The organism is Bradyrhizobium sp. (assembly GCF_035652035.1).
Lineage (GTDB): Bacteria > Pseudomonadota > Alphaproteobacteria > Rhizobiales > Xanthobacteraceae > Bradyrhizobium.
In genome coordinates this window covers 57,801-70,582 of sequence record NZ_DASREO010000063.1, presented here as the reverse complement: position 1 = coordinate 70,582, position 12,782 = coordinate 57,801, and the positions used below count along the sequence as shown (strand labels likewise).

General features: G+C 62.5%; 12 protein-coding genes. 7 read left to right on the top strand and 5 right to left on the bottom strand.

All coding sequences use genetic code 11. The features are described from left to right. The 6 genes from VFB05_RS16950 to hflX form a co-directional block, all read left to right on the top strand. Window positions 1–231 (top strand): ATP-binding protein (locus VFB05_RS16950; RefSeq protein WP_325014007.1); only part of this gene is annotated, 231 nt, incomplete at its 5' end. Between the two features lie 9 nt (window positions 232–240). Then, entirely contained in the window at window positions 241–1,683 is a 1,443-nt protein-coding gene (gene ntrC / locus VFB05_RS16945) for a nitrogen regulation protein NR(I) (protein WP_325014005.1), read from the top strand. A 161-nt stretch (window positions 1,684–1,844) separates the two neighbouring features. Continuing rightward, window positions 1,845–4,202, top strand: coding sequence for a PAS domain-containing sensor histidine kinase (locus VFB05_RS16940; RefSeq protein ID WP_325014003.1), 2,358 nt, complete (start codon window positions 1,845–1,847; stop codon window positions 4,200–4,202). A 17-nt stretch (window positions 4,203–4,219) separates the two neighbouring features. After that, window positions 4,220–5,587, top strand: coding sequence for a sigma-54 dependent transcriptional regulator (locus VFB05_RS16935; protein ID WP_325014001.1), 1,368 nt, complete (start codon window positions 4,220–4,222; stop codon window positions 5,585–5,587). A 277-nt stretch (window positions 5,588–5,864) separates the two neighbouring features. Further along, window positions 5,865–6,113, top strand: coding sequence for an RNA chaperone Hfq (hfq, locus tag VFB05_RS16930; protein ID WP_006020546.1), 249 nt, complete (start codon window positions 5,865–5,867; stop codon window positions 6,111–6,113). A gap of 11 nt (window positions 6,114–6,124) precedes the next feature. Next, window positions 6,125–7,504, top strand: a complete 1,380-nt coding sequence (hflX, locus tag VFB05_RS16925) for a GTPase HflX (RefSeq protein ID WP_325013966.1) — start codon at window positions 6,125–6,127, stop codon at window positions 7,502–7,504. A 7-nt stretch (window positions 7,505–7,511) separates the two neighbouring features. Here hflX and VFB05_RS16920 read toward each other — a convergent pair whose 3' ends face one another. From VFB05_RS16920 to nthA, 5 genes are all read right to left on the bottom strand, one after another. Continuing rightward, window positions 7,512–8,723, bottom strand: a complete 1,212-nt coding sequence (locus VFB05_RS16920; RefSeq protein ID WP_325013963.1) for an ABC transporter substrate-binding protein — start codon at window positions 8,721–8,723, stop codon at window positions 7,512–7,514. Between the two features lie 196 nt (window positions 8,724–8,919). Further along, window positions 8,920–9,759 carry a nucleoside triphosphate pyrophosphohydrolase gene (gene mazG / locus VFB05_RS16915; RefSeq protein WP_325013961.1) on the bottom strand — a complete coding sequence of 280 codons (840 nt, stop codon included), beginning with the start codon at window positions 9,757–9,759 and terminating at the stop codon, window positions 8,920–8,922. Between the two features lie 124 nt (window positions 9,760–9,883). Further along, on the bottom strand, window positions 9,884–10,270 hold the full coding sequence (locus tag VFB05_RS16910; protein WP_325013959.1) for a nitrile hydratase accessory protein: 387 nt from the start codon (window positions 10,268–10,270) through the stop codon (window positions 9,884–9,886). Beyond that, window positions 10,267–10,926 (bottom strand): nitrile hydratase subunit beta, encoded by a 660-nt coding sequence (gene nthB / locus VFB05_RS16905; protein ID WP_325013957.1) that lies wholly within the window; start codon window positions 10,924–10,926, stop codon window positions 10,267–10,269. Before nthB ends, VFB05_RS16910 begins: the two co-directional genes overlap by 4 nt. Continuing rightward, window positions 10,923–11,552, bottom strand: coding sequence for a nitrile hydratase subunit alpha (gene nthA / locus VFB05_RS16900; RefSeq protein WP_325013955.1), 630 nt, complete (start codon window positions 11,550–11,552; stop codon window positions 10,923–10,925). Before nthA ends, nthB begins: the two co-directional genes overlap by 4 nt. A gap of 176 nt (window positions 11,553–11,728) precedes the next feature. Here nthA and VFB05_RS16895 point away from each other — a divergent pair, with 176 nt between their 5' ends. After that, the gene (locus VFB05_RS16895) at window positions 11,729–12,706 is read left to right on the top strand and encodes an amidohydrolase family protein (RefSeq protein ID WP_325013953.1); all 978 of its coding nucleotides are present in this window, start codon (window positions 11,729–11,731) and stop codon (window positions 12,704–12,706) included. Window positions 12,707–12,782: the final 76 nt, after the last annotated feature.

Here is a 12,782-nt window from a genome sequence, read left to right as displayed (position 1 = left end):
CCGTTCGTGACCACCAAGCCGACCGGCAGCGGCCTCGGACTTGCATTGGTCGCGAAGATCGTCGGCGACCATGGCGGGATCATCGAGTGCGAATCGCAGCCGCGCAAGACGACCTTCCGGGTGCTGATGCCGATGTACAGCGCAACCAAACAACCTGACCACAGCCTCGAGAAAGGCCATCGCGATGACGTTGCCGGAACGTCGTCGCATGCCTCACAGGGACCAAGATGAGGACGACCTATGCCTGCAGGTAGCATTCTCGTTGCCGATGACGATACGGCCATCCGGACGGTCCTGAACCAGGCGCTGTCACGCGCCGGCTACGAAGTCCGGCTGACCGGCAATGCCGCCACCTTGTGGCGCTGGGTGAGCCAGGGCGAGGGCGATCTCGTCATCACGGACGTCGTGATGCCCGACGAGAACGCGTTCGATCTGCTGCCGCGGATCAAGAAGATGCGCCCCAATCTGCCCGTGATCGTGATGAGCGCGCAGAACACCTTCATGACCGCGATCCGAGCGTCCGAACGGGGCGCCTACGAATATCTGCCGAAGCCGTTCGACTTGAAGGAATTGATAGGGATCGTCGGACGTGCGCTTTCGGAGCCGAAGGAGCGGGTGGCGAGCGCGCCCGACGATGCCGAGTTCGACTCGATCCCGCTGGTCGGCCGTTCGCCGGCGATGCAGGAAATCTATCGCGTGCTGGCGCGTTTGATGCAGACCGACTTGACCGTGATGATCTCCGGCGAGTCCGGCACCGGCAAGGAGCTGGTGGCGCGCGCGCTGCACGATTACGGCAAGCGCCGCAACGGGCCGTTCGTTGCGGTCAACATGGCGGCCATTCCGCGCGACTTGATCGAATCGGAATTGTTCGGTCATGAGCGCGGCGCCTTCACCGGCGCCAACACGCGCGCCTCGGGTCGCTTCGAGCAGGCCGAGGGCGGCACGTTGTTCCTCGATGAAATCGGCGACATGCCGATGGAGGCGCAGACACGACTTTTGCGCGTGCTGCAGCAAGGCGAGTACACGACCGTCGGCGGCCGCACACCGATCAAGACCGACGTGCGCATCGTGGCCGCTTCAAATAAGGATCTGCGCATCCTGATTCAGCAGGGGCTGTTCCGCGAAGACCTGTTCTTCCGCCTCAACGTGGTGCCGCTGCGGCTGCCGCCCCTGCGGGAGCGGATCGAGGATCTGCCGGATTTGATCCGGCACTTTTTCTCGCTTGCCGAGAAGGATGGATTGCCGCCGAAGAAGCTCGACGCGCTGGCGCTGGAGCGGATGAAGCAGCACCGCTGGCCCGGTAACGTCCGCGAGCTTGAAAACCTGGCGCGTCGGCTTGCGGCCTTGTACCCGCAGGACGTCATCACCGCGTCGGTCATCGACGGCGAGCTGGCTCCGCCTGCGGTCGCTTCCGGCGGCAACATGCATCAGGGCATCGACAACCTCGGCGGGGCGGTCGAGGCGTACCTGTCCTCGCACTTCTCCGGTTTCCCGAACGGCGTGCCGCCGCCGGGCCTCTACCACCGCATCCTCAAGGAGATTGAGGTCCCGCTGCTCACGGCGGCGCTCGCCGCGACCCGCGGCAACCAGATCCGGGCGGCTGACCTGCTCGGTCTCAACCGCAATACGCTGCGGAAAAAGATCAGGGACCTCGACATTCAGGTCTATCGCACCGGTAATTAGATATTCAATCAGCGCTTTAGCGATCTGAATCATCAGGGGATTCGCGCGACAAGCCATGGCTAGCGCCGCGGAATTGTCGCAATTCGGCAACAATGTGGTATGAATGCATCAGTCCGCCGCGTTAGGCGCGGACGCTTAAGCCCATTTCACCCCATGCCGGAATGACCAGCGTAGACACCTCCGCCGCACAGTTCGATCCGTCCCAGGGCGAGCCGAAGGGGCGCTCGCTGATGAGGCTGTTGGCGCCGATCGCCATCAGCCTGGCGTTGCTGTCGGCCTTCCTGACCTTCGTCGTTCTGACCGGCCTGACCCGCGTCGAGCCGACCCGCCAGGTCGCGGTGTCGTTCATCCTGATGAACGGCGCCACCATCCTGGTATTGGTCGCCATCATTGCCCGCGAAGTCTGGCAGGTGATGCAGGCCCGTCGACGCGGTCGTGCGGCGGCGCGGCTCCATGTCCAGGTGGTCAGCCTGTTTTCGATCATGACGGTGCTGCCCGCCGTGCTGGTGGCGATCGTCGCCAACATTACGATCGAGCGCGGCCTCGACCGGCTGTTTTCCGGGCCGACGCGCGAGGTGATTCAGAATTCGCAGCGCATCGCGCGCGCCTATTTGAACGAGCACGCTCGGCTCATTCGCGGCGATATCCTGGGCATGGCGAACGATATCGCCCATGCCCGGCCGCTCTTCGACCAGGACCGCCAATCCTTCCGGGAGTATCTCACGGCGAGTGCCGCCTCGCGTAACCTGCCGGGCGCAATGCTGATCGACAAGGATCGTCGCGTTCTGGAAAGCGCCCAAACCGGTATCACTGTGGCGTTCGCGGCGCCGCCGGTGGGCTTTTTGAACAACCTCAACGAGGACGAGCCCGAAATCGCGGTTCTTCCTGAGGAAAACTATGTCGCGGCTCTGATTCGCCTGCGCGGCTTTCAGGACAGGTTTCTCTACGTCGCGCGCCAGCTCGATCCGACCGTCGTCGAGCAAGTCAAGCAGGCCGAAGCAAGCGTTGCCGAATATGCCGAGCTGGAGGCGCGGCGCCTCGGCATCCAGGTCAACTTCGCGCTGATCTTTGCCGTGATCGCGCTGACCATTCTGATGTCGTCGATCCTTCTGGGTCTGAACTTCGCCAATTCGCTGGTCACGCCGATCCGGCGACTGATGGGCGCCGCCAATCTGGTTTCGACCGGCGATCTCCATGTGCAGGTTCCGGTCCATCGCTCGGAGGGCGATCTCGCGCAGCTCGGCGAGACCTTCAACAAGATGACGCAGGAACTGCGCACCCAGCGCGATGAGCTCGTCAACGCGAGCGAGCTGATCGACAGCCGCCGCCGCTTCATCGAGGCAGTCTTGTCGTCGGCCAGCGCAGGCATCATCGGCGTCGATGCGTCAGGAAGCGTCGGCATCCTCAACCGCTCGGCCGAAAAATTGATCGGCCATGTCGAGTCGGAGACACTGGATCACCCGCTGTCGGACGTCTTGCCCGAACTCGACGACATGATGAAAACGGCGCGGGAAGGCACCCAGCGGCTGGTGCAGGGCCAGATCACCATCAATCGCGAGGGCCATGAGCGAATCTTGTCGGTGCGCGTCACCGCCGAGCAGACCAGCCAGACGCGCGACAGCTACATCATCACGCTCGACGACATCACCGAGTTGGTCTCGGCGCAGCGGACCTCCGCATGGGCCGACGTCGCGCGCAGGATTGCGCACGAAATCAAGAATCCGTTGACGCCGATTCAGCTCTCGGCCGAGCGCATCCGCCGCAAATTCGGCAAATCAATCACCGAAGACAAAGCGGTGTTCGAGCAGTGTACCGAGACGATCGTGCGGCAGGTTGACGACATCAGGCGGATGGTCGACGAATTCTCGCGCTTTGCGCGGATGCCAAAGCCCGTCATCGAGGGCGAGGACGTCGCCGACACCGTGCGTCAGGCTGTGTTCCTGATGCGGGTCGGCCATCCCGATGTCGATATCGAGGCCGATATCAAGGAAGAGCCGCTGCGTGCGCAGTTCGACCGGCGGCTGATTTCCCAGGCGCTGACCAACATCATCAAGAACGCCACGGAGGCGATCGAAGCCGTGCCGGCGGGCGAGCTGGAGCGGGGTCGTATTGATGTCATCGCCGCGCGCGAAAACGACTTCATCATCATTGACGTCGTCGACAACGGAATTGGCCTGCCCAAAGTGAGCCGCGCGCGCCTGCTCGAACCTTATGTGACGACGCGGGAGAAAGGCACCGGCCTTGGGCTTGCGATCGTCGGCCGCGTCCTTGAGGACCATGGCGGGCGGATCGAACTCCACGATGCCTCGGAAATGCGGCCAGGCGCGAGGGGCGCGTGGATGCGGCTGCGGTTTGCGATATCGGGCCATGCTGCCAAGCCGGCGCAGACCGACATCGCGCAACCGGCGGCTGAAACAGGACAGCCGGCTGCCGAAAGCGTGTCTTCTCCTGAGGGAACCTCGGGGCAGCCGGAAACGACTAATGAAAAGACCAAAATCGCAGCCGCAACAGGCAACTGAGAATACGGGCGTATCCTATGGCAAGTGATATTTTGATTGTCGATGACGAAGCCGACATTCGTGACCTTGTCGCCGGGATTCTCGACGACGAGGGATTTGCGACGCGGACGGCGCGCGACAGCGATTCCGCGCTGAGCGAGATCGCCAACCGGCGGCCCAGCCTGGTGTTCCTCGACATCTGGCTACAGGGCTCAAAGCTCGACGGGCTGCAACTGCTCGAGCAGATCAAGCGCGACCATGCCGACCTGCCGGTCGTCATGATTTCCGGCCACGGCAACATCGAAACCGCGGTGGCGGCCATCAAGCGCGGCGCCTACGACTTCATCGAGAAGCCGTTCAAGTCCGACCGGCTGATCCTGGTTGCGACGCGCGCGCTGGAAACCTCGCGGCTGAAGCGCGAGGTCAAGGAGCTCAAGCAACTGGCGCCGGCCGCGAGCATCATGACCGGACGTTCGGCCTGCATGAACCAGTTGCGGCAGACCATCGAGCGCGCCGCCAAGGCCAACAGCCGCATTCTGATCGTCGGCCCAAGCGGCGCCGGCAAGGAGCTCGCCGCGCGCACGTTGCACAGCGCATCCAGCCGCGCCGACGGCCCGTTCGTCGCGATCAACGCGGCCGCGATTACGCCGGAGCGCATGGAGATCGAGCTGTTCGGCGTCGAGCCGAACGGCGAGCATGCGCGCAAGACCGGAGCGCTGGAAGAGGCGCATGGCGGCACGCTGTTTGTCGATGAAATCGGCGACATGCCGCGCGAGACCCAGAACAAGATCTTGCGCGTCCTGGTCGAGCAGACTTTCCAGCGGCAGGGTGGCACGGCGAAGGTCAGCGTCGACGTTCGCATCATCTCCTCGACCGCGCGCAACCTCGAAGAAGAGATCGCCGCCGGCCGTTTCCGCGAAGACCTCTATCACCGCCTGTCGGTGGTGCCGATCCGCGTTCCGCCGTTGTCGGAACGGCGCGAGGACATTCCGGAATTGATCGACTACTTCATGGATCAGATTTCGGCCGCGACGGGCCTGCCGAAACGTCAGATCGGCCAGGACGCAATGGCCGTCCTGCAATCCCACGTCTGGCCCGGAAATGTCCGCCAGCTTCGCAACAATGTGGAGCGGGTGATGATTCTGGCCGGCGGCGGACCGGAAGTCATCATCACCGCCGATATGTTGCCGCAGGACGTGGGTTCAATGGTACCGGCGATGCCCACCAGCAACAATGGCGAGCACATCATGGGTCTGCCGCTCCGCGAGGCGCGCGAGGTCTTTGAGCGTGATTACCTGATGGCCCAGATCAGCCGTTTCTCGGGAAATATCTCCCGCACAGCGGAATTCGTCGGCATGGAGCGGTCGGCCCTCCACCGCAAGCTGAAGGCGCTCGGCGTCGGTTAAGCCGACTACTGGCAGACCGCGAATAGTTGAGAGGCTGGCCACTTGGAATATCGGCCTCTTTTCCCCGGTCTATGGAGAATTGGCGCCTCTTTGGCACTTCTTTAGCGCGGCTTGGCACGTGAAGCTGCTTGCCTAATAACCAAGCCTGCCTTCTAATCGCCCGATCGTGCTCCCCGGAGGGGGATCTCAAGGGAGCCGGTAGCTGAACGGACTGCTTCGATAGAAGGCGGCCGTCGGTTCAATAAGAAAAGCACCGAGACTTGCGGGATAAAAAACAATGGCGGCAGACCGCGCACAAAATCTACAAGACACCTTCCTCAACCACGTTCGTAAAACCAAAACGCCACTAACGATTTTTCTGGTCAACGGGGTCAAGCTGCAGGGAATTGTCACCTGGTTCGACAATTTCTGCCTGCTGCTGCGACGCGACGGTCACTCGCAGCTTGTCTACAAGCATGCGATTTCGACCATCATGCCGGGTGCTCCGATCCAGTTGTTCGAAGGCGGCGAGGATGCACCGGCTTGAGAGTGAGCTGATTGGAACCCCGAATTTCTGACGGGGCAGCCGACCGTCCGCGGTCGGCCATGGGGAAGCAAACCGGGCGGGTGATTGTCATCGGCCCTTACTTGCGAACGCGCCGGGGCGATCCCGATGCGCGCGAGGATTCGTCTGCGATCCGCGGTTCCGACGCGCGCCTAGAGGAGGCCGTTGGCCTCGCACGCGCCATCGACCTGACGATTGCCGACGCGCTCGTCGCACCGGTCAGCCAGATCAGGCCGGCGACCTATCTCGGCAAGGGCAAGGTCGAGGAGATCACCGGTCTCGTCGCCAGCCACGAAGCGGAACTCGTGGTGATGGACTGCGCGCTGTCGCCGATCCAGCAACGCAACCTCGAGAAAGCCTGGCGCACCAAGGTGCTCGATCGCACCGGGCTCATTCTCGAAATTTTCGGCCGCCGAGCGAAAACCAAAGAGGGCTCGCTGCAGGTCGAGCTTGCACACCTGAATTATCAGCGCAGCCGCCTGGTGCGGTCATGGACCCACCTTGAACGTCAGCGTGGCGGCTTCGGGTTCATGGGTGGTCCCGGCGAGACGCAGATCGAGGCCGACCGCCGGCTGATTGGCGATCGCATCACACGGCTTGAGAATGAGCTGAAAAAAGTCCAGGCGACCCGGCGGCTGCATCGCGCGGGCCGCCAGCGCGTGCCCTATCGCGTTGTGGCGCTGGTCGGCTACACCAATGCCGGCAAATCGACGCTGTTCAATCGCCTGACCCGATCAGAGGTCCAGGCCGCCGATATGCTGTTCGCGACGCTGGATCCGACCTTGCGCGCGCTCAACCTGCCGCATGGCGGCAAGGCGATGCTCTCGGACACCGTCGGATTCATTTCCAACCTGCCGACGCAACTGGTGGCGGCCTTCCGCGCGACGCTCGAGGAGGTGCTGGAGGCCGACGTCGTTCTCCATGTGCGCGATATCTCGCACGAGGACAGCGAGGCGCAGGAGCAGGATGTCGAGGCCGTGTTGCGGCAGCTTGGCATCGATCCCGCCGGCGGTCAGCGCATCATCGAAGTGTGGAACAAGATCGATCGGCTCTCGGCTGAAGAACGCGAGAACATCGAGAATATCGCCGCCCGCCGGCCGCCGGATCGTCCTTGTTTTCTGGTTTCCGCTGAGACCGGGGAGGGGATCGACCGCCTGCTCGCAGCGATCGAAGACCTGCTGGCAGCGACGCGAGCGACGCTTCATATATCAATTGATGCCGCCGACGGCGCCGGCGTGAGCTGGCTGCATCGCAATTCGGAAGTGTTGGACAAAAGCCTTCAGGACGGCCGCTATGAAATGACCGTGCGCGTCGACGAGACCAAGCGCGATCTCGTCATCAACCGTTTCGACGCCGTACCTCTCGCTCCGTAGTCATCGGTCAACCGCGCTTCACCATCGGGCACTCGCTCTTGCTCAGAGGGCGCGCCGCTTCCTCGGCCGGCACCGTGGCGAGCAATTTGAGGTAATCGAAGGCATATCTGGATTCCGAGGGCTTCTTCACCTGCAGCAGATAATAAGGCCGCATGACACGCCCATCCTCGCGCACCGTGCCCTTGGTGTAAAAGTCATCGATCGGAAGTTCTTTCATCTTAGCGACGACCTTGGTGGCGTCGGTCGTGCCGGCGGCGGCCACCGCCTTGAGATAGTGCAATGTCGCGCCGTAGGTCCCGGCGTGGATCATGCTTGGCGGTTTGCCGTTGTTGCGGGTGAGAAAGCGTTTGGTCCAGGCGCGGGTCTCGTCATTGAGATCCCAGAAGAAAGTCTCGGCCGCGGTCAGACCCTGCGCCGCTTCGAGCCCGAGCGCGTGGGTGTCGGGAAACTGCAACAGCAGCGCCGCTATGCGCTGCTCGCCGTTGCGGCCAAGGCCGAATTCCGCGGCCTGTTTGACCGCGTTGATCGTGTCGCCGCCGGCATTCGAGAGTGCGACGATCTTCGCTTTCGAGGCTTGTGCCTGCAGCAGATAGGAGGAGAAGTCGGCCGTATTGAGCGGATGACGCACGGCCCCCAACACCTTGCCACCGGCGGCCGCGACGAATGCTGAGGTGTCGCGCTCGAGTGCATGCCCGAATGCGTAGTCGGCGGTGATGAAAAACCATGTGTCGCCACCCTGCTTCACCAACGCCTGGCCGATCGTCGCGGCAAGACCGTAGGTGTCGAAGCTCCAGTGCACACCGTGCGGCGAGCAGGCTTTTCCGGAGAGGTCCGAGGTGGCAGCACCGGTGTTGATATCGACGGCGTCGTGCGTGCGCGTCACCTCGCGCACGGCGAGCCCCACGGCCGAGTTGGGAATGTCGAGGATGACGTTGACGCCCTCGGTCTCTATCCATTGCCGCGCGAGGTTGGCGCCGATATCGGCCTTGTTCTGATGGTCGGCGAAGATGATTTCGATCGGGCGACCCAACACCTTGCCGCCGTAATCATCAACCGCCATGCGTGCAGCGTGGACCGAGCCCATGCCGGTCAGATCCGCGTACAGTCCCGTCTGGTCATTGAGCACGCCGAGCTTGACCGGCTGCTGTGCGACTGCGACGGCGGTCAGACCTACTCCCCACAAGAGGAGCGCAAGCGCGGCGACTATGTTGCGACGCATGAAAATCCCTCCCTTGCCAAAGCGACCGTTGAATGCCGGTCGTCTTGGCGCGATGGTACAGGGGAACACCATCGCTGCAAAGCCGGGCGTTAACATTTACTTCCGCCCATCGGCTCGCGCCCAATCGTTCTTTGATTGAGGCTCCTTCAAAAAATCCTGCATCAGCAGCGCCGGGTCACTTTCTTTGACCGACGCATCACCTCGATGGGTCGTGACGAGGAGCTTCGTTCCCCTTCGCTTCATTCCACAATGCGTCCATTTCTTCGAGCGACGCCGCCTCGAGCGACCGGCCCTGTGACGCAAGCGTGCGCTCGATATAGGCGAAGCGGCGCTCGAATTTTGCATTGGCGCCACGCAGCGCCATGTCCGGATCAGCATCGACATGGCGGGCGAGATTGACGAGTGCAAACAGAAGATCGCCGGTTTCCGCCGCAAGCTCGACCTTGTCGGCCTGATCTAGCGCCGCCTCGATCTCGTCGGCTTCCTCGCGGATCTTCTGCAGCACCGCGCGCGGGTCGTTCCAGTCGAAGCCAACCGTCGACGCCTTGCGTTGCAACGCCATCGCGCGGGTCAGCGCCGGCTGGCCTGCCTTGACGTTCGATAGCAGCGAAGAGGGCGGCGATGCGTCACTGGTGCGGCGCGCCGCACGTTCACCCTTTTCCTCTGCCTTGATACGCTCCCACTGGCTCTTGACGCCGGCAGCGGCGATGTTGCCGTCCTTGTCGGCAAAGACATGCGGATGACGTCGGATCATTTTTCGCGTGATGGCTTCCACGACATCGCCAAAAGCAAAGGCGTTCTGCTCCTCCGCCATGCGCGCGTGATAGACGACCTGAAGCAGGAGATCGCCGAGCTCGTCTTTCAGGTCGTCGAAATCGTTGCGGGCAATCGCGTCGGCGACTTCGTAGGCCTCTTCGATCGTGTAGGGTGCAATGGTCTGAAAATTCTGTTCGAGGTCCCACGGACAGCCGGTCACGGGTGTTCGTAGTTGCGCCATGATCTCGATCAGGCGTGAAATGTCGCGGGAAGGGGTCATCGGGCACCGGCTTGGGTGAAGGCTGCGGCTCTGTATGCCGCAAGAAGGTCGCGGGTCCCAGAGGAACCGGACGACAACGCGCGATTTCCCTGGGGATCAGAATGCGCCGGGCATGTGTGATTGCTCAGGCGGTAGGCGGAAAATCGTCCGGCCTCAGCACGATCGGCGAGCCGTGAGGCGTGCGGTCGGCGGCATGATCCCAGGCATCGCGATAACGATGAAGGGTTTCGAGCGTGGCGACGCCCTTTGAGGCGACCATTTTTTCAAGCGTCGCGAGCCAATGCCGATAGTAGGTGGTTCCGATGTCGGGATCGCCATTGGCTTGCGCGATCTTGATTTCGCTGGCCAAGGCCGCCGCCCATTCCTTCCAGGTGAACAGGCCGCGATCGTAAAGCGAGAGCGCCATCGCAAAGGCCTGGGCCTCCCAGGGCTCGCGGAACACCGGGCCGTCGTCGTCTCGCGGCAGGTCGGCAAGGGCGCGCGTTGCCTGCGCGACGGCGGCCTCGCTCATGCCAACTCCAGATACGGCTCGAAGGCGTCGATCGAAACCTTGCTGCTGGGGTCCGCGTCCGGTCCCCACAGTTCGGTGGCGTCGAAAACCACGACATAAAGCCACTGTGGATTTTCGCCGAGGTCGATTGCCGCCGAGTCCGGGAAAACCTGACAACCAAGCACACGTTCGACCACGCCAATGTGGCCGCGTGTGTAGCGCGGCAGGCGGGTATGGGTGGCGGGGTGCATGTTTTTTGCCCGCACGCGATCGCCCGGCTTGAAAGCGGCAGGCGCCTGCGGCGTGCGTTCATATTTCCCGCGCGTCATGACCCGGCCGATGTCTTCTGCGCGGAGTTTGCCGTTCTTCAGCGGATTTGCGGGCTCCTCCGCGTGTCCGGACGCGAGCTCGGAGCCCGTCACAAATCCTCTTCTGACGAGATTGCCCTCGAGCCCGAGCAGCCATCTCCGGTAATAGGAGCTGGCCAGATAAATATGCGGGGGCAACTGTTCCTGCGAAAAACGCGACATGTCGATGTTGAAAGCGCCGGCGGCGCCCATCGCGCGCACCATGGCCATCACGCGGCCTTCCCACTTTTCGTGAAAGGTCGGCTCGTTGGCTTCGACCTCGACCTTGCCAAAGCCGTCCATGCCTCCCATGTCGTGCACGCCGTTCATGATGGCGCTCCAGGCGTCTTGGGAAATCCGGTGCCGATCATGGAGTCGCGCGTCACGAGCTCGGCGAGTTGTTCTTCGCTCCAGCCTTCGGTGCCCTTTGGACGCATCGGCAGCACCAGAAAGCGCGTCTCGGCGGTCGAGTCCCACACCCTGATCTCGATGTCCTTCGGCAGGCTCACGCCGAAATCCGCGAGCACGCCGCGCGGATCCTTCACCGCCCGCGAGCGATAGGGCGCGGCCTTGTACCAGACCGGCGGAAGTCCGAGCATTTCCCAGGGGTAGCAGGAGCACAGCGTGCAGACGATCATGTTGTGCCGCTGCGGTGTATTCTCGACCGCGACCAGATGATCGCCGACCCGGCTGACATGGCCAAGCGTGCCAACTGCTTTGCTCGCATCCTCGAGCAGAGCCTTTTTGAAGGCAGGATCGGTCCACGCCTTGGCGACGACGCGCGCGCCGTTGTGCGGGCCGATCTTCGTCTCGTAGTTCTGGACGATGGCGTCGAGCGCCGCGGTCTCGATGTATCCCTTTTCGGTCAGGATCGTTTCCAGCGCGCGCACGCGCAGCTCGGTCTCTGACAATTCCGAATGGTCGTCGTGATGGTGGTGATGATCGTGTTCGGTCATGGGCGATGGTCAAATGTGATCGGTGAACGGCGGATCATTTTATTGTCAGCCGCTCCGGCCCGCCGGTCAAGATTGCCGGATCATCTGATTGGACACACCAATTTGAACTTGCCAATTGGACAGTACACTGTCTAATTTACCCGGAATGGCCGGTGACAGGGTGGAGGCGTTCCGCGATGCAAGGAAAAGTAGCGCTCGAAGAGCATTTTGCAATTCCGGAGACGCTTCAGGACAGCGCCGGCTTTGCGCCCGAGGCCGATTGGCCGGAATTAAAGGGGCGGCTGCTGGACATCCAGGAGCGCCGCTTGAAGGAAATGGACGCGCACGGCATCGAGATGATGCTGCTATCGCTCAATGCGCCGGCCGTGCAGGCGATCGCTGACACCGCGAAGGCCAACGACATCGCGCGCCGCTCCAACGACTTCATGGCCGAGCAGATCGCCCGCCAGCCCAAGCGCTTCGCCGGTCTCGCCGCGCTGCCGATGCAGACGCCAGAGCTCGCAACGCGCGAGCTGACGCGCTGCGTCAAGGAACTCGGCTTTTGCGGAGCACTCGTCAACGGCTTCAGCCAGGTCGCAGATAGCCCGTCCGGCATCTATTACGACGTCAAGGCCTATTGGCCGTTCTGGGCCGAGGTCGAGCGGCTCGACGTGCCGTTTTATCTCCACCCGCGTAACCCGTTGCCCAAGGATGCCGCGATTTACGAAGGCCACCGCTGGCTGCTCGGACCTTCCTGGGCGTTCGGGCAGGAAACCGCGGTTCATGCGCTGCGGCTGATGGGCTCCGGCTTGTTCGACGCCTATCCGCGGCTCAATGTCGTGATCGGCCATATGGGCGAGGGGCTGCCTTACTCGATGTGGCGGATCGATAACCACAACAAGTGGATGCGCGTGCAGAACAACTATCCGGCCAAGCGCAAGATCGGCGACTATTTTCGCGAGAACTTTTACATCACGACGTCAGGAAATTTCCGGACCCAGACGCTGATCGATGCCATGCTCGAGATCGGCTCGGATCGAATCCTGTTTTCGACCGACTGGCCGTTCGAGAACATCGATCACGCCTCGGACTGGTTCGACGCGGCGCCGATCGCGGAGATCGATCGCCAGAAGATCGGCCGCGACAATGCGAGGGCGCTGTTCAAGCTGAAATGAAGCCGTTGCTGGTGGAGTGGATTTGACATTCGCTTCACTGTCGCCCCGGAATGCGCAATGCGAATGTCAAATCCAA

What these genes read in the sequence shown, in the direction of transcription:
- VFB05_RS16895 (WP_325013953.1), top strand. Translation starts at nt 11,729, where the DNA reads ATGCAAGGAAAAGTAGCGCTCGAAGAGCATTTTGCAATTCCGGAGACG.
- VFB05_RS16940 (WP_325014003.1), top strand. Translation starts at nt 1,845, where the DNA reads ATGACCAGCGTAGACACCTCCGCCGCACAGTTCGATCCGTCCCAGGGC.
- VFB05_RS16920 (WP_325013963.1), bottom strand. Translation starts at nt 8,723, where the DNA reads ATGCGTCGCAACATAGTCGCCGCGCTTGCGCTCCTCTTGTGGGGAGTA.
- hfq (WP_006020546.1), top strand. Translation starts at nt 5,865, where the DNA reads ATGGCGGCAGACCGCGCACAAAATCTACAAGACACCTTCCTCAACCAC.
- VFB05_RS16910 (WP_325013959.1), bottom strand. Translation starts at nt 10,270, where the DNA reads ATGAGCGAGGCCGCCGTCGCGCAGGCAACGCGCGCCCTTGCCGACCTG.
- nthB (WP_325013957.1), bottom strand. Translation starts at nt 10,926, where the DNA reads ATGAACGGCGTGCACGACATGGGAGGCATGGACGGCTTTGGCAAGGTC.
- mazG (WP_325013961.1), bottom strand. Translation starts at nt 9,759, where the DNA reads ATGACCCCTTCCCGCGACATTTCACGCCTGATCGAGATCATGGCGCAA.
- ntrC (WP_325014005.1), top strand. Translation starts at nt 241, where the DNA reads ATGCCTGCAGGTAGCATTCTCGTTGCCGATGACGATACGGCCATCCGG.
- VFB05_RS16935 (WP_325014001.1), top strand. Translation starts at nt 4,220, where the DNA reads ATGGCAAGTGATATTTTGATTGTCGATGACGAAGCCGACATTCGTGAC.
- nthA (WP_325013955.1), bottom strand. Translation starts at nt 11,552, where the DNA reads ATGACCGAACACGATCATCACCACCATCACGACGACCATTCGGAATTG.